Genomic DNA, 15,786 nt, shown 5'->3' on the forward strand with positions numbered 1-15,786 from the left:
CCACGCCCCACTCCACGCCCAACACCACGCCGAACGCCACGCCCGACGCCACGCCCAACACCACGCCCACCCAATTAACAGAAAGTCCTAAATTTGCTGCTATGCTACAGATAATCAGAGGGGTAATTACAGTTAAGAGAAGACCCTGAATCCCTAGACGCAATTGTACGGGATGGTTATCGCCGCCGCCTCTCGTTTCCACATACCAGCGCACTGCTTGGGGAAAATAAAACACCCAGTACAACAGCAAAAGATAATCAAAGGGATTCCATAAAGATAAATCGCGTCTGAGTTTAGGGGCGAGATTAATGGTGGGGACGGTGCTTTCCTTCATAATTTTTATCTCTGGCTATTTACCCGGTGATGGTTTATTAAGTAGGTAGGTGTTAACTGTCAAACACCCCCCTTATCAAGGGGGGCAGGGGGGATCAAACCCCCCTTATCAAGGGATTAAGGGGGGAGCCATCTTCAATTTAATTATAACCAGCTAAGTGAACTACTCTCAACAGAGTTGAGAGCTTCCTATTTCACGGGGGATTGCCTCAAGACGGACTTACGCCCAACTTTTGGTCTTACATCCCCTCTATAGGCAGTATCGCTAGTTCCTAACGACAATACTTCGGCTTTGCTCAGTACAAGTATCCGTAAGGCTTCATTTTTGATGTTTATCGCCGCATTTATATCACGATCATGGGTTGTTTTGCAATGCTCACAAGTCCATGTTCTAACATCAAGTGGTAAACTCGCTACTTGATTTAGACAGACATTACAAGTTTTAGAACTAGGGAAAAACCTATCAACTTCGATATAAGTTTTTCCTTCCCATTCTGCCTTGTATTTAAGCATTGTACAAAACATTCCCCAACCACAATCACTAATAGCCTTAGCTAAATTATGATTGCGTACCATGCCTTTAACATTGAGATTTTCTACCGCAATAACTTGGTTTTCGTTAACTATCTTACGGGATAGCTTGTGGAGAAAATCCTCACGACATCTTGAGATTTTAGAGTGAACTTTAGCTACTTTACGTCTAGCTTTTTGACGGTTGTTACTTCCCTTCTTTTTACGGGATAACTTTTGTTGTTTACGCTTTAAATTACGTTGATGTTTAGCTAAATGTCTAGGATTCTCATACTTACTACCATTGCTGGTAATGGCAAAATGAGTAAGTCCTAAATCAATTCCTATGCCTTTGCCATCCTTTGATGTCTCAGGCAACTCCAATTCGTCATCAACTAAAATAGAAGCGTAGTATTTACCGTCTGGAGTTTTTGAGATAGTAACGGTTTTAATTGTTCCTTCAAATTCCCGATGACGCACACAATAAACTAATCCAACTTTACCCGGTAATTTGAGGTAGTCACCTTCAAACTTGACATTAGCTGGATAGCTAATTGATTGCCTACCATGTTTGGACTTGAATCTTGGTAATCTAGCCCGTTTTTCAAAGAAATTTTGATAAGCTTGCGATAAGTTCAAAGCAACAACCTGTAAGCACTGAGAATAAGCATCTGTCAACCACTCATATTCTTTTTTGAGACTAGGCAATAGTCCCTGAATATAGTTTCGTGTTAGCCCTTTTCCTGTGGTTTTATAGGTTTCTTGGCATAAATTCAAGGAATAGTTCCAAAACCAGCGACAACAGCCGAAGCCTTTAGCTAAGGCTATTTCTTGCTCGGTATTGGGTTTTATTGTGAATTTATATGCTTTGTACATGGCTGTTATCAAGAATCTATATTTATGATAACACAACTTTATAGAATTGTCTATATGCTGGTCAGCATTCATCCCATCGCTAAAAGCGAGGGACTTCTGCTGACACTAAGTTAAATCAACTTCTGAAAGACAAAAAGGGCAAAAAATCAGATTTATAGCGATACAATAGCTATTTTTTGACCAAAAAGGTAATTTATTGGCTGTTACTGCCTTTTATCTTCCCGCATCCCTGTTTTAAACCCCATGAATCCCAATCGGGCGATCGAGATTAATTTTTTGGACTGCTTATTCGATAAAATAGGAAATTAGGCCATCTAATCAAATCTGTATCCTTAAGGCTATGACAATTATTTCTCGATCGATCCCCCAATCACCCACTAAATCCTCGTCTATCGGCGGCTGGCGCGGTTTGATCGAAGAATATCGCCAATTTCTGCCCGTAAGCAGTAAAACCCCTGTAATTACCCTCCTAGAAGGCAATACACCCCTGATCCCCGCCCCCTATCTCTCAGCACAAATCGGGCGCGATGTCAAGGTTTTTGTCAAATATGATGGCTTAAATCCCACCGGCAGCTTTAAAGACCGGGGCATGACCATGGCCATCTCGAAAGCTAAAGAAGAAGGGGCAAAAGCGGTGATTTGTGCCAGTACTGGGAACACCTCGGCGGCGGCGGCAGCCTATGCAAGACGTGCGGGGATGCGGGCCTTTGTGATTATCCCCGACGGTTATGTGGCCTTAGGAAAATTAGCCCAAGCTTTATTGTACGGAGCGGAAGTCATCGCTATTAATGGCAACTTCGATGATGCCCTCAAGATTGTCCGCCAACTATCAGAAAATTATCCCGTAACTTTAGTCAATTCCGTCAATCCCTACCGTTTAGAGGGTCAAAAAACCGCCGCTTTCGAGATTGTCGATGTCTTGGGTAATGCCCCCGACTGGTTATGTATTCCCGTCGGTAACGCGGGCAATATTAGCGCCTATTGGATGGGATTCTGTCAGTATCACCAGATAGGCAAATGTGACCGACTGCCGAAGATGATGGGTTTTCAGGCCGCCGGGGCTGCCCCTTTTATCTCTAAACAACCGGTTGACCATCCCGAAACCCTAGCCACGGCTATCCGTATCGGCAACCCCGCTAACTGGGAAAAAGCTTGGGCCGCTAGTCACGCTAGTCAAGGGCAATTTCACGCGGTCAGCGATGAGGAAATATTGGCAGCCTATCGGATTTTAGGAGGCCAAGAGGGGGTTTTCTGTGAACCGGCCAGCGCCGCTTCTGTGGCAGGATTATTAAAAGTGCATCAACAGGTTCCCGATGGGGCCACCGTAGTGTGTGTTTTAACGGGAAATGGACTAAAAGACCCAGATTCGGCGGTAAAATACAGCAATAACCAACTAAAATCCGGGATTGCTCCCGAATTAACCCAAGTGGCTCAAATTATGGGCTTTTAAGCTAACGTTAATTCGGGTTAAGCAGTGCTTCTATAAAACTCCCTTAGAACTGGGAATTATACCGGCGCGACGGGGATCGATCGCTATGGCCATACTCATCGCCCGGGCAAAAGCTTTAAAAGTAGCCTCAATAATATGATGGGAATTAATCCCGTCTAATTGACGAATATGTAGGGTCATTTGACTGTGATTGACCAAAGCAACAAAAAATTCCCGCACTAGCTGAGTATCGTAGGTTCCCACTCTTTGGGTAGGAATTTCTAGACCATAACTGAGGTGGGGACGACCGGAAAAATCGAGGGCAACTTGCACTAAAGCTTCATCGAGAGGGGCGACAAAATGCCCGAAACGGACGATGCCTTTTTTGTCGCCTAAAGCTTGCAGTAAAGCTTGTCCGAGGGTGATTCCCACGTCTTCATTGGTGTGATGGTCATCAATTTCTATATCTCCGGTGGCACGCACATCGAGATCGATCGCAGCGTGGGAGGCGATTTGCTGCAACATATGATCAAGAAAGGGAATTCCTGTCTGGGCGCGACAATTGCCGCTACCATCAAGATCGAGCGTCACCTCTACATCGGTTTCTTTGGTAGTACGACTAACCGAGGCGCGACGGCAAGGTGAGACAAAAGAATCGGGGATCTGGGAAGTGGAAATCATTTAAGTAAAAATAAGTAGGTAGCCGTTAAAAATTATCAGATGCCCCCCTTATTAAGGGGGGATTAAGGGGGGATCGGCACCCCCCTTATCAAGGGGGGCAGGGGGGATCGAATTATTGACTAGGGAGATGGGAGTTTTTTTCAGTAATCAGTGAACTTAAAACTCATATCTGATCACTGATAACTGATCACTGATAACTGATCACTGAAAAGGCCTAACTTTCTGGTTCAGTTTTAGCTTCCGCTGGCGGACCGGGGGGCAACACTTCCTCGCTCAGGGGTTGAGGATTTTGGCTAGTGGGGGGACTAGTGGGGGAACCCTCCGGCTGATTGAGAGCGGGGGTTTGGGGAGGAGTTTCTGGGGCTTTTTCTTCGATTATCGCTTCTTTGGGCGGTTCTGACTGGGTTGGGGCCGGATTTGGACCTGTGGTTTCGGGCGGCTTGACGTTATCCGGTTGGGGGCTAACGGCCGGTTGCGGCGGTTGATTAGGACGAAGCGGGGTTTCAATTGCCGGCGTTACGGGGGGGGAGTTACGAGTATTGAGGTTACTACCCTCTGGTTTTGGGGGATTAGCGATCGCACCTCGGCACACTTCCGGGTTAGGGGCAAAACTGACTCGCACCTGATAGATTCTCGACTCACCACTGGGATTATTAAAACGAGTTAAGCGCACTTCCCTAGCCCCCTGTTGATTGAAAATCGGGAAGCCAGCACTTTTAATTAACTGGGGTTCACTGCTGAGGCGGCCTTGACCATCCACCGTCACCCCATAAACCGCCGTCCCCGCTAATTGACGGGAACAAGCCGTAGCGGGATAATTACCGGTCAAATTGACGGTAGTTATGCCTCTGCTGCCCTGATTGGGCTGATTTAGTTCATTTAAGGCGTTAGGATTAGTTTTTTGGACTCTGGCCAGCCAATCCACCTGATTTCTCATGGCATCCTCGTTACTGGTATTACTTTTATCCGCCTCCAGGGAGCGCAAACGTTCCTGCATTTCCCACATTAATTGTTGACGACGCTGTTCATCAATGGGCGATTGACCATTCGGCTCCGGCGTGCGGGCCAAGGAATTGTTTAATTGTTCCTGTGCCTGTTGCGATGCACTAAGAGGGGATTTTCGCAATCTATCTAAAGTTAGATTATCTTGGTAGGGATCGAAGTCAGGCGGTATCCGGTTGTTATTAGTCTCCCTAGGCAGATTATTATTGTCCAGCAGCGTGGGAACAGAAGGAGGACTAGGTAAACTGGGGGTAGAAGTGGGAAAATTGCGAGGAATCGGTAATCTACCCAGAGAGGGAATAGATGCCACGGGAGGAGAATAGATATTGACGGAGGGTAAAGAGGAGAGGGGAGGTAAAGCAGGTAAGGAAGGTAAGGGGGGAAGGGAAGAAACCGAGGGTAAAGGAGGTAAGGTGCTGTTATGGATGCCATCCATGGGGGGGAGAGGAGGCAAAGAGGAAGAAGACAAATTGGGGTTAGGCAGTTCCGGTAAGCTGGACAGGGAGGAGTCAAGACTGGGAAGACGTGACTGCTCTAGAGGGTTCAATTCAATCAGATTGACGTTGCGTAAATCCTTTTTTGACTCCTGCACTGGATTATTGAGGAAATTAGGTAAGATAATCGCCAAAAGCAGGCCATGAATACCAAGAGAAGCGGCGAACGAGAGATTATTAGAGTTAATTAGTTTATTTTCTTCGGTTTCTAGACCAAAATAGGAGGATGTCATAATCTAGTTAATTGAGCAGAGCCTGGAGGGGGAAAGTTAACTCTATTCTAATCGTCAGGGCGATTTTTTTTCTTGAGGGCGGGAAATTCATAGGCAATAGGCAATAGGCAGAAGTATGGTGAATTTGTCTCCTGTCTCCTGTCGACCGTCTCGGAGTCTCCTTCCCTACTTATACTGCGATCGAGCCACAGCTTTTAATTTGGGATATAATTCCGAAGGGTCTAACAAAGGGGTAAACTCATCGATTGCCGGTTTAAAATTAGCTGGAAAATTCTCCCCAGTTCCAGTACCCTTAGGCGATTTAGGCACTGATTCTAATTCAGGGAATTTGGGCGTTTCCGTGGTTAACTGTGACAATAATTGCTCCACATTACTCATCCCTTTACGAGGATCATCAAAAAGAGAAGTTTCTAAGTTTAGTAAAGAGTCTTTACTCGTGGCTACTGTGCCATTACTATCGGTTTTTCCCGCTGCTGGCTCTGGATAAGGCTGCTCAAGGGTGGTAGAAAGTATATTGACCTTTTCCTGTTTAGGGATAACTACCGTTTTTTTGCCATTTAACTGGGAATCTAGCAAGTTTTTACAAACCAAGCGCTCGAATTCCCCCGTAAAATGAAAGGTAGGATGGCCGCGACGGTGCCAAATTTTGAGGATTTCCTCCACCGAAATGACTTTGTAACGTCCCTGATAGAGTGCCTCTAAAATCGCCATGCGAATCCAATTTAGCGAATAGGTGGGCAACCAGCACTCGATTAATTCTTGCGCTTTATATCCTCTCATTTCAAATCGATATTGGTTGAGTATAGTCGCTATCTGCATCAGGTTGATCTCTGGGTTAATCTCTGCCATAGAATTTACTTTAATGTCGGCTTGAAGGAACCCTCGGTTTTACCTCGGAGATGAAAGGTTCCGCCAATATAGAACAGCACTTCGACAGGCTCAGTGTCCACACTTCGACACATTTCGACAAGCTCAATGTCAAGGCTCAGTGACACGAAGCACAACTCTAAACAGTTGTGTTAAAATCTAAGAGTCAACAGGTTGAAATGCCGCTCACCGAGGTGAAAATCCCGTTGCAATAGTACGGCACTTTTGAGGAGAAAAAAGAAGACAAGAGCCACCCGAAAACTCTTAAAACAGGGGAGTAAGTCTTTTCCAAGACTGAAATAAACTAAAAACATTTGGCCGTAAGGCAGATAGGGTAGGGCATACCCGAATCTTGGTTGAAAGACCAAAACGCTTGGAGAGCTATCCACAAGTGGACAACTAGATAACAAGTGATATTCTAGTAGGTTCGGATAGGACATAATCGTGTAAGACGTGAGTAGGGGAAACCAGAAAGCGCAGTGATGAGCTTCGAGAATCCCTCGCATGAGCGCTTCGGGGATTGTCAAAAAGATAGTGAGCGCAATCGTTATGGCTACTAGGCACTCTATATATTAAGATTCTATTCAGGTTTTTCCTAGTGGTTTTTCCCTGTTCCCCCCACACTTACCCTTTCCAGTATCTCCACGCAGGATAAGCTGACTCCCTAAAATCGGGTTCCCTTTTGGTGGCAATTTATCCCCCGCTAACTCCTGTACGGTTTAACGGGACTCCTCTGGCGACCTTAAGATAGTTTTTGTCTTTCCCTTGATCAGGCGATCAAGTTCACACATCTTTTTTACCACAACTTGGGTAATTTGTCAAGAAAAAAGCAAAATTTCCTCAATAAACCCCAGAGGAGATAGAACTATAGCACTACCCTGACAGCCTAGAACCTTGCCGTTGACTGACCCCAAATCCGTTTTTAATAGTGTGATTAACTCTCAAGTTATGAATTGTTTCTCCCTGCTCCCCACTCCGCAGCTCCGGTACTCCCTTCTCCCCACACCCCACACCCCACTCCCCACTCTCCTATACCTTTTAAACAGGATTTAGTATGACCACCCGATCGAGGTTTTCTGAGTCTCCAGAAATTTTTTGTTAAAACTCGCAACATAACTTAACAATGTGTTACACTTCTTAACATAAGCATACAAAAGGAGCCTCCCCATGACTGCCCGCGGCTACACCACCGAAGAACAAGGAAGACTGAATAATTTTGCTGTTGAACCAAAAATGTACGTTGATAGTTCTAGCAGTCTCGGTTTTACCAAAAACGCTGAAAAATTGAATGGCAGACTAGCCATGATTGGCTTTGTCTCTCTTTTAGCCATTGAATTGTTAACTGGTAAAGGAATCATTGCTTGGATTACCAGTCTCTAAGAATTAACAATCCCGTCGCGCTGTTCGGGGAGTTCAGTCCCCGTCCTAGCGGGTTGGTTTAGACCGGGTAAATGCCCTCAAAAACAGCTTTAGCAGGACCTGTCATGTAAACCCGGTTATCGGTGTCCGACCAGTGAATCTGAAGACAACCACCGGGGAGTTCCACGGTACAACGGCGATCGCATTTAGCCGTTAACACGGCCGCCACTACCACAGCACAAGCACCAGTACCACAAGCGAGAGTAATTCCCGCTCCTCTTTCCCAGACACGCATCTTCATATAATCCGGCGCGACTACTTCCACAAACTCCACATTAGTCCGTTGGGGAAAAACCGGGTGATGCTCAAATTTTGGCCCGATAGTTTCTAGGGGAATAGAGGCCAGATCATCCACAAAAGTGACACAGTGGGGATTACCCATACTAACGCAAGTAACTAACCAATCTTTGCCCTCCACCTCTAGGGGAACCGCGAGGACTTTTTCTGACCCCTTGACTAAAGTGGTGGGGATTTCACTGCCTAAAAGTTGCGGCGGTCCCATATCAACCGTTACCTGTTCATTGGCTTCTAAACGGGGAATGATCGTTCCTGCTAGAGTATGAATGCGATAGGTGCGGCCAATGGTGTTGTTAGCCTCTAAACGGGCGATAAATTGGGCTAGACAGCGAATACCGTTACCACACATTTCCGGTTCCGAACCATCAGAGTTGAAAATTCTCATGGTATAGTCGGTTGCTGCTTGGCCGGGAAGCGCAAAAATCACGCCATCGGCGCCGATGCCAAAATGTCGATCGCACATAGCCACGGCTATTTCCGCTGTGATCAGGGGTTCGGGACTGTGACGGTTATCTATCAAAATAAAATCATTGCCCAGGCCTTGATATTTGGTGAAGGGGATTTTCATGGTCAATAAAAGCTGCTCAACAGGAATAATAGAGGATGAACACCTCATCGATAAACTCATTATGTCTCAATTTGATCCTGGTCTGCCGAGTATTAAACAAGTACAGAGCTATATTCAAGAGAAACGGGAAGTAGAAATTAAGTTAAGCACCGATGATCTGCTCGTTGGTCGCATCCTTTGGCAAGATGCTAACTGTCTATACCTAGTTGATCACTACGATAAACCCACTTTAATTTGGCAACAGTCTCTAGTTTATTTAAGACCTAAAGCCTAGGGGGAAATCGAACCCATCAAAAATTCATTATCTACATCTAGACTTTTATCCCAATATTCCTGTCTTAATTTTTGCACTCTTTCTGTTTCTTTTGCGGATGGGTGCAGAGTTTTTTGTTGCGGTTTATTCTCATTAGATATCGATAACATTGTACTTCATGTTTATTTTAAGCTTTTATACTAGAAAATAGCCATCAATAGACGATTATTATAGCTATTCAAGCTTATTTTCTCCTTCTTTTAGCACAGGTATCGAGTTTTCTGCCGTCAAAATGTCAGGAATATTACTTAAACTGGCAGTTTGATAAACCTGTTCATTTCTAGCAAATAAATTGCTCATATCTTGAGAATAATTAGAAGCGATCGATAGCAAAGCTCCAGCAAAAATATAGAGAGGTAACGGTAAAATAAACCCCTTCGCCCACTGATAAAATTCCACCAACAAAAATAACAAAACACAACCCACAACCCAAACTTTCATCGCACTTTTTCCCCTATTTTTACGAGAAAAGGTGAGCAAAAAGCCCACCCTTTATTTAACTAATTCCAGTTAGAAGTTATTCAATCACGGGAGCGATTAACTCGCGTCTTTCCCCCGAAATAACTTTCACCTTACCCTCCTCATCGATATCGACCATGGCCGTATCCCCATCGGAAACCCGTCCGGAGAGAATTTCCTCAGCCAGAACATCTTCCAACAGACGCATAATCGCACGACGTAAGGGACGAGCGCCGTAGGCCGGATTATAACCTTCCTCGATCAAGCGTTCTTTAAACTTATCGGTGACAGACAAAGTAATATTTTGTTCTGTCAGACGTTTAAACACATCCTTGAGCAGGATTTCGGCGATTTCCTTGACTTCTTCCTTATTGAGTTGACGGAAGACAATAATCTCATCGAGACGGTTGAGGAATTCCGGACGGAAATACTGTTTTAATTCCTCATTAACCAGCGATCGAATGCGATTATACTGGGCCTCGGCTTGATTATCGGCAAACTCGAAACCTAAACCACCGCCACCCTTCTCGATGACTTTAGAACCGATGTTCGAGGTCATGATCAACAGGGTATTTTTAAAGTCCACCGTGCGACCTTTGGCATCGGTCAAACGTCCATCTTCAAGGATTTGCAGAAGCATATTGAAGACATCGGGGTGAGCTTTTTCGATTTCGTCGAATAGCACCACCGTATAAGGACGACGACGCACCGCTTCCGTTAATTGTCCCCCTTCGTTGTAACCAACATAACCCGGAGGTGAACCGATTAACTTAGAAACCGTGTGCCGTTCCATGTATTCCGACATATCGAGACGGATCATCGCATCTTCCGAACCAAAGAAATAAGCGGCCAGAGCTTTAGTTAACTCGGTTTTACCTACCCCCGTTGGACCGGAGAAGATAAAGGAAGCAATGGGACGGTTGGGATTTTTCAGACCGACGCGAGCGCGACGAATGGCGCGGGACACCGCTTTAACCGCGTCCTCTTGACCGATGAGACGCTGATGTAGGGTATCTTCCATGTGCAGCAGTTTCTCGGATTCGGTTTCGGTCAGTTTATTGACGGGAACCCCAGTCCAAGAAGCGACGATGTGAGCGATTTCCTCGGCATCCACAAAGGGTTCATCGTTGCCATCTTCGCCTTTTTTGGTAGAAGCGAGATTCCGGATCTGGGTTTTGATTTCCATTTCCCGATCGCGCAATTCCCCGGCTTTCTCGAAGTCTTGACCGCGCACCGCGTCATCTTTTTGTTTGAGAATTTGCCGCAGTTCCTTGTCTAATTCCTTGGCTGCCGGTGGCAATTGGGAATTAATCAAGCGCACTCTCGAACCAGCCTCATCGATTAAATCGATCGCCTTGTCCGGTAAGAAGCGATCGCTAATGTAGCGATCGGACAATTTCGCCGCCGCTTCCAGGGCCTCATCTAAGATTTTTAATTTATGGTGCTGTTCGTAGCGTTCCCGGAGACCGTAGAGAATTTCGATCGTTTCTTCTACGGAGGGTTCACCGACCATAACCGGTTGAAAACGTCTTTCTAGAGCCGCATCCCGTTCGATATGTTTGCGATACTCATCCAAGGTCGTCGCCCCGATACATTGCAGTTCTCCCCGGGCTAAAGCTGGTTTGAGAATATTGGCTGCATCGATCGCCCCTTCGGCTGCCCCGGCACCGATGAGAGTATGAACTTCATCGATAACAAGGACGACGTTACCCGCTTGGCGAATTTCGTCCATGATTTTTTTGAGGCGTTCCTCAAATTCGCCGCGATATTTGGTTCCCGCCACTAACAAGCCGATATCGAGGGTGACAACCCGTTTTTCTTCGAGAATGTCGGGAATATCCTTGTTAGCGATGCGTTGGGCCAATCCTTCTGCGATCGCTGTCTTACCTACCCCCGGTTCCCCGATTAGGACTGGGTTATTTTTGGTACGACGACCGAGAATTTGGATAACGCGCTCGATTTCTTTTTGTCGGCCGACTACGGGATCGAGTTTACCCTCGCTGGCCATTTGGGTGAGATTGGAACCAAATTCATCAAGAGTGGGGGTTTTAGTGCGACCTTGGGAAGATGAACCAGCGGCCACTTCGGCGGTTTCCCCTAACATTCTGATCACTTGGGTGCGAACTTTCGAGAGATCCACGCCGAGATTTTCCAGAACCCTAGCGGCCACACCTTCCCCTTCGCGAATTAGTCCTAAAAGGAGGTGTTCTGTGCCAATATAGTTATGGCCCAGTTGACGGGCTTCTTCGAGGGAGAGTTCTAAAACTCGTTTGGCTCTGGGGGTGAAGGGAATTTCCACGGCTACGAATCCGGAACCGCGACCGATGATTTTCTCCACCTCCACGCGCGCATCTTTGAGATTGACACCCATGGACTTGAGGACTTTGGCGGCAACTCCCGTTCCCTCTCCAATTAGTCCTAGTAAAATCTGCTCTGTTCCCACGAAGTTATGGCCAAGGCGGCGGGCTTCTTCTTGGGCGAGCATGATTACTTTAATGGCTTTTTCCGTAAATCTTTCAAACATAGCCTATCCATCACCTACACAAGCGACCCTAGATATGCTGATTTTAGCACGGCTTTTTAGTTTAGCCGTCTTTCAGTGATCAGTTATTGGGGAGCGGCTATTAGTTATAGTGGTTGTAGCTCTGAAGATTTTTTCTGGGGTCAATGGCTCTTAGCTGACTTGCGGAGATGCCCGGAATCTCCCGGATTATGGTTTTGTCCCCCCGGAAACCTGCGGATAAGTTGTTCACCGTTGCATAATCCCCCAGGCTCGTGGTCATCCCCATCTCTCGATCGCTTGACTATCGATCGCCCATTTTCAGGTCAAAACTCGAAGTATAAGCAGATTAAATATTACTACCTATTGACAAATTAGTATATATGTTGTACGAGGACGGGTGATATACAGAAAGTTGACCCATATCTTTGCTCTGGACAGTGTTGTGCAGAAAGTTTTCGTATGGCGTTGTCAAATTGAAAGATGATCCGAATCAGCTGGGAACTGAAATTACTTTGATAGCAAGGATTGCATTGCATCTTTCATATTCTGATCTGACAACGCCTTCGTATAGTATGTAGTTAGGGCACGCAAGGAGGCAATCGTTCAATGCAATTCGCTCTCGTCAACAATGACCGCGTCGAGGCTTTCCCCGGTGGCCGCGGGTCATGTCCAATCTGCGGTTCCGAAATGGTCGCCAAGTGCGGGCCGAGAGTCATGCACCATTGGGCGCACCATCGTCCGAAGGATTGCGACCCTTGGTGGGAGAATGAAACGCCATGGCACCGCGAATGGAAGAACCTATTTCCTATTGAATGTCGCGAAGTATCGCATACCGCCGATGACGGGGAGATCCACAGGGCGGACATAAAAACCGTTACTGGAATCGTCATCGAGGTACAGCATTCGTCCATGACCGATGCCGAACGCCAATCTCGCGAAGAATTCTACGAAAACCTCGTCTGGGTGATTGACGGTTCGGGCTTCCGCAAGAACTTCGACATATATCATGGCCTTCCCGATCCGAAATCGGAACTAGCCCGCGACTTAGTGTGGGGCAAAGTACAGCGGCACATGATCGGGGCTAACGCGGGTGCGGGTTTGTTCTTTCGCCTATCAGAAGCCCGTGAAGAAAACCCTAATATTACTAAGGCAGAAGTTTGCTCCGGTAGGATACATAGCATCTATGAGATCCAAGACGAGGTTGACAAATCGTATAATGGATACCATCAGTACTATTGGGTGCGACCTCGGACGACTTGGTTGGATGCAAAGTGTCCGGTGTACATTGACTTTGGTGACGATCGCCTTGTGAAGCTTGAGATATACGACGACTCCGAATTGGAGTGCATCCGCTATGTGTCAAAACGCAAATTCGTGCATGACGCGATGGTCGAAACTCAAGCTCATGACATCGCAACTCGCTTCTACCCGCTTCCAGAGAACGTGCCCTAACAAAACGTTGCACGCGAGCGGGCAGCAACGTCAGTGATCGCAATCTTGTAGGGTGCGTTCCCTAATGCAAGTCCTACCGATCCAGCGATCGATTTTGGGGAACGCACCATGCACATTGATTGAAACTGTGAGTCTAAGCCGCGGGGGTTGGATTGAGCGAAACAATACTGGAGCGAAAATAGCTCAATTCGCTTGAAAAAGCGCAACCCAACCCCCCCAAAGGTTACTCTTTGTTGGGTTTCCTTGGGTCAACCCAACCTAAAATAATTGCTAAACTACTGCTATCATCCAAAGTTAGTGACGGCGGGTGAGTTCAACCGTTAGACATTCAATCTACTTACAGATCAGAGGCAGGCATTGACAATTAATGTAGGATTAGTTAGTATGATGCTCTAATCCTACTGGGCTGTCGTGGGCAGTTTAGGGCAATGAGTAAGAAAGTTAGCATCACCTTAGACGACGAAGTTTTGGACTTTGTAGATCGACTAGCAAGCAATCGTAGCCGCTTTATCAATGATGTTCTCTGGCAAGAGAAGAAAAGGGTTTTTATGAAAGAGCTAGAAGATGCTTATAAAGATCAGGCCAATGATCCAGAGATGCAAGCAGAAATTTCTGTCTGGGATATTGCAGTGGGCGATGGTCTAAATGCCTAATGGAAGACTAACCTATAAGCGAGGAGAGATATGGTGGGTCGATCTGAAACCCGTTGTTGGTTATGAAACCGATAAAGAACGCCCTTGCCTGATTTTACAAAACGATATTGGCAATCAAAATGGAACAACGACAATAGTTGCTCCATTGTTGCCTGGGAAAAGGACTTATCCTTTTGTTGTCAATATTACCCCGACAGTGCAGAATGGACTAGACGGAGATCGACACATCAACTTAAGTCAAATGAGGGCTGTAGATTCTCAAAGAATTAAGAATAAACAGGGTGTTTTAGAAGACGTTTATTGGCAAGAAATAGAGAAAGCAGTCTGTATTCAACTCGGTTTCAGTTTAGCTTTTAAGCCTTCATAGTGCGATGCCGAAGGCACTGCGTAGCAGTACGCATCGCCTCGTGGGTTGGGTTGGGCGAAACAATACTGGGGCGAAAATAGCTCAATTCGCTTGAAAAAGCGCAACCCAACCACCCCAAAGGTTACTCTTTGTTGGGTTTACTTGGGTCAACCCAACTACAATAATTGCTGCTCTATTGATCGCCCATTTTCAGGTCAAAACTCGAAGTATAAGCAGATTAAATATTGCTAACTATTGACAAATGAGTATATATGTTGTAAGAAGGGGTAATATGCCGAAAGTTGACCCATATCGTTACTCTGGAGAGTATTGTGCAGAAAGTTGACCTATAATATGTAGTTAGGCAGCAACATCATCTGAGAACAACGATAGTTTTATTATTGTTCTAGTAATATATGTATGTAAGTACCATCCATGTAAGCTGAGACTTGATTGCTATGTCATTATTTGAGCTATTTCAAAGATTCACTTCCAATACCCATAATCCTCAATTAGATGAGTCTCGTCGAAAGCACGATCAGTTGCCTAAGACAGAGTATGGAAAGGGGGAAAGACTTACAAAAAGTGAAATTGACAGAGACAAAAAGACAACTTTTCAAAGAGGTAAAGAATTAGGGCAACTATTCCGGGCAGCAATTGAAGAACATTATTCTCCATCAGAACAAGAAAGAGTAAAAGATAGCCTGTTAAAGGCGATTAACTATCTTGCAATCAAGGCTAGAATATTTCCTGATATGGATCATGAAAATATCTGGTATACAGATTATTATGATCTTATTGAGCTAGCAAAAGATATGAGTTTTGGAGATGATACCTTACCCCACTGGCCTGAAGAGCCAAATCACTCCAATCGTTATCTGGAGCTTACTGCTTCTGATCTGATTCAAATTTTTCTTGGCTTCTCAGAAGAAGCTTTATTAGATGAGTATCAGTTTGGAGCAGATGTAGATAAGTGGGTTAAGTATCTATTGAGGGAAACCTTAAAGTCTAGGCAACGTTTCGCGCGAGAACGCCAAAAACAGAACGATGCTCTACGCTTTTCACCTGACATTTATAAAGTAATCGAGCGAGAGAAAAATCAACAAAATATTGATCAGTGAAATTCAACCTAACCAACCTAACAAGCGGCTGCACTCGGAACGGATCGTTACTCTGTTGTTATTGATACAAACATTACTACCGTCCGGTGATCCGCATGCCGTTAGACAGAATTTTCGGACAAATTGAGGATAAAAGATGTTAATTAGACCATCAAAGTTAAAGTTCAAGATAGAAAAACTTTATTTTGCTTTAATATTTTCCATTCTCTATATCGACTCTACGCCTGTTT

Annotated in this window: 15 protein-coding genes and 1 pseudogene; 7 read left to right on the plus strand and 9 right to left on the minus strand. The window is 45.5% G+C overall.

Annotated features, from left to right (window positions below; all coding sequences use genetic code 11):
• Together O9334_RS02740 and tnpB are read right to left on the minus strand one after the other, a co-directional pair.
• A pseudogene (locus O9334_RS02740) lies at nt 1–334 on the minus strand (hypothetical protein); the annotation flags it as partial.
• A 188-nt stretch (nt 335–522) separates the two neighbouring features.
• The gene (tnpB, locus tag O9334_RS02745) at nt 523–1,719 is read right to left on the minus strand and encodes an IS200/IS605 family element RNA-guided endonuclease TnpB (RefSeq protein ID WP_045357087.1); all 1,197 of its coding nucleotides are present in this window, start codon (nt 1,717–1,719) and stop codon (nt 523–525) included.
• A 340-nt stretch (nt 1,720–2,059) separates the two neighbouring features.
• Between tnpB and thrC the strand changes: the two genes are divergently transcribed.
• Nucleotides 2,060–3,169, plus strand: a complete 1,110-nt coding sequence (thrC, locus tag O9334_RS02750) for a threonine synthase (RefSeq protein WP_008203543.1) — start codon at nt 2,060–2,062, stop codon at nt 3,167–3,169.
• A 30-nt stretch (nt 3,170–3,199) separates the two neighbouring features.
• Here thrC and hisB read toward each other — a convergent pair whose 3' ends face one another.
• The 3 genes from hisB to O9334_RS02765 all read right to left on the minus strand — a co-directional run bounded on the left by hisB (nt 3,200) and on the right by O9334_RS02765 (nt 6,407).
• Nucleotides 3,200–3,829, minus strand: a complete 630-nt coding sequence (gene hisB / locus O9334_RS02755) for an imidazoleglycerol-phosphate dehydratase HisB (protein ID WP_287999199.1) — start codon at nt 3,827–3,829, stop codon at nt 3,200–3,202.
• A 214-nt stretch (nt 3,830–4,043) separates the two neighbouring features.
• On the minus strand, nt 4,044–5,558 hold the full coding sequence (locus O9334_RS02760; protein WP_287999202.1) for an energy transducer TonB: 1,515 nt from the start codon (nt 5,556–5,558) through the stop codon (nt 4,044–4,046).
• 165 nt (nt 5,559–5,723) lie between these two features.
• Nucleotides 5,724–6,407 carry a hypothetical protein gene (locus tag O9334_RS02765; protein WP_045357079.1) on the minus strand — a complete coding sequence of 228 codons (684 nt, stop codon included), beginning with the start codon at nt 6,405–6,407 and terminating at the stop codon, nt 5,724–5,726.
• Between the two features lie 1,185 nt (nt 6,408–7,592).
• On the opposite strand from O9334_RS02765, the gene O9334_RS02770 reads away from it, so the two are divergent.
• Nucleotides 7,593–7,805, plus strand: coding sequence for a CAB/ELIP/HLIP family chlorophyll-binding protein (locus O9334_RS02770; RefSeq protein ID WP_002756687.1), 213 nt, complete (start codon nt 7,593–7,595; stop codon nt 7,803–7,805).
• A 58-nt stretch (nt 7,806–7,863) separates the two neighbouring features.
• Here the strand turns inward: O9334_RS02770 and dapF are convergent, their stop codons facing one another.
• The gene (gene dapF, locus O9334_RS02775) at nt 7,864–8,709 is read right to left on the minus strand and encodes a diaminopimelate epimerase (protein ID WP_287999206.1); all 846 of its coding nucleotides are present in this window, start codon (nt 8,707–8,709) and stop codon (nt 7,864–7,866) included.
• Nucleotides 8,710–8,770: 61 nt separating this feature from the next.
• Between dapF and O9334_RS02780 the strand changes: the two genes are divergently transcribed.
• A complete protein-coding gene (locus O9334_RS02780; RefSeq protein WP_002733331.1) occupies nt 8,771–8,983 on the plus strand; it encodes an Hfq-related RNA-binding protein in 213 nt (70 codons plus the stop codon).
• Here O9334_RS02780 and O9334_RS02785 read toward each other — a convergent pair.
• The 3 genes from O9334_RS02785 to O9334_RS02795 form a co-directional block, all read right to left on the minus strand.
• Nucleotides 8,980–9,132 (minus strand): hypothetical protein, encoded by a 153-nt coding sequence (locus tag O9334_RS02785; RefSeq protein ID WP_193745592.1) that lies wholly within the window; start codon nt 9,130–9,132, stop codon nt 8,980–8,982. The two genes, O9334_RS02780 and O9334_RS02785, sit on opposite strands and share 4 nt — an antisense overlap.
• 64 nt (nt 9,133–9,196) lie before the next feature.
• Nucleotides 9,197–9,463, minus strand: a complete 267-nt coding sequence (locus O9334_RS02790; RefSeq protein WP_287999212.1) for a hypothetical protein — start codon at nt 9,461–9,463, stop codon at nt 9,197–9,199.
• A gap of 76 nt (nt 9,464–9,539) precedes the next feature.
• Nucleotides 9,540–12,005 carry an ATP-dependent Clp protease ATP-binding subunit gene (locus O9334_RS02795; protein WP_002732350.1) on the minus strand — a complete coding sequence of 822 codons (2,466 nt, stop codon included), beginning with the start codon at nt 12,003–12,005 and terminating at the stop codon, nt 9,540–9,542.
• Nucleotides 12,006–12,590: 585 nt separating this feature from the next.
• On the opposite strand from O9334_RS02795, the gene O9334_RS02800 reads away from it, so the two are divergent.
• From O9334_RS02800 to O9334_RS02815, 4 genes are all read left to right on the plus strand, one after another.
• Nucleotides 12,591–13,436 (plus strand): competence protein CoiA, encoded by an 846-nt coding sequence (locus O9334_RS02800; RefSeq protein WP_123231138.1) that lies wholly within the window; start codon nt 12,591–12,593, stop codon nt 13,434–13,436.
• A gap of 428 nt (nt 13,437–13,864) precedes the next feature.
• Complete coding sequence (gene mazE, locus O9334_RS02805; protein ID WP_004158853.1) at nt 13,865–14,089, plus strand: type II toxin-antitoxin system MazE family antitoxin; 225 nt, start codon at nt 13,865–13,867, stop codon at nt 14,087–14,089.
• Entirely contained in the window at nt 14,082–14,456 is a 375-nt protein-coding gene (locus O9334_RS02810; protein WP_016515140.1) for a type II toxin-antitoxin system PemK/MazF family toxin, read from the plus strand. The genes mazE and O9334_RS02810 overlap by 8 nt, the downstream gene beginning before the upstream one ends.
• Nucleotides 14,457–14,893: 437 nt before the next feature.
• On the plus strand, nt 14,894–15,556 hold the full coding sequence (locus O9334_RS02815) for a hypothetical protein (protein ID WP_045357062.1): 663 nt from the start codon (nt 14,894–14,896) through the stop codon (nt 15,554–15,556).
• The last annotated feature ends 230 nt before the right edge of the window (nt 15,557–15,786 follow it).

The organism is Microcystis sp. LE19-8.1F (genome assembly GCF_027531715.1).
Taxonomy (GTDB): domain Bacteria; phylum Cyanobacteriota; class Cyanobacteriia; order Cyanobacteriales; family Microcystaceae; genus Microcystis; species Microcystis wesenbergii_A.

Coding starts and splice junctions, on each gene's coding strand:
- tnpB (WP_045357087.1), bottom strand. CDS start 1,719: ATGTACAAAGCATATAAATTCACAATAAAACCCAATACCGAGCAAGAA.
- thrC (WP_008203543.1), top strand. CDS start 2,060: ATGACAATTATTTCTCGATCGATCCCCCAATCACCCACTAAATCCTCG.
- hisB (WP_287999199.1), bottom strand. CDS start 3,829: ATGATTTCCACTTCCCAGATCCCCGATTCTTTTGTCTCACCTTGCCGT.
- O9334_RS02760 (WP_287999202.1), bottom strand. CDS start 5,558: ATGACATCCTCCTATTTTGGTCTAGAAACCGAAGAAAATAAACTAATT.
- O9334_RS02765 (WP_045357079.1), bottom strand. CDS start 6,407: ATGGCAGAGATTAACCCAGAGATCAACCTGATGCAGATAGCGACTATA.
- O9334_RS02770 (WP_002756687.1), top strand. CDS start 7,593: ATGACTGCCCGCGGCTACACCACCGAAGAACAAGGAAGACTGAATAAT.
- dapF (WP_287999206.1), bottom strand. CDS start 8,709: ATGAAAATCCCCTTCACCAAATATCAAGGCCTGGGCAATGATTTTATT.
- O9334_RS02780 (WP_002733331.1), top strand. CDS start 8,771: ATGTCTCAATTTGATCCTGGTCTGCCGAGTATTAAACAAGTACAGAGC.
- O9334_RS02785 (WP_193745592.1), bottom strand. CDS start 9,132: ATGTTATCGATATCTAATGAGAATAAACCGCAACAAAAAACTCTGCAC.
- O9334_RS02790 (WP_287999212.1), bottom strand. CDS start 9,463: ATGAAAGTTTGGGTTGTGGGTTGTGTTTTGTTATTTTTGTTGGTGGAA.
- O9334_RS02795 (WP_002732350.1), bottom strand. CDS start 12,005: ATGTTTGAAAGATTTACGGAAAAAGCCATTAAAGTAATCATGCTCGCC.
- O9334_RS02800 (WP_123231138.1), top strand. CDS start 12,591: ATGCAATTCGCTCTCGTCAACAATGACCGCGTCGAGGCTTTCCCCGGT.
- mazE (WP_004158853.1), top strand. CDS start 13,865: ATGAGTAAGAAAGTTAGCATCACCTTAGACGACGAAGTTTTGGACTTT.
- O9334_RS02810 (WP_016515140.1), top strand. CDS start 14,082: ATGCCTAATGGAAGACTAACCTATAAGCGAGGAGAGATATGGTGGGTC.
- O9334_RS02815 (WP_045357062.1), top strand. CDS start 14,894: ATGTCATTATTTGAGCTATTTCAAAGATTCACTTCCAATACCCATAAT.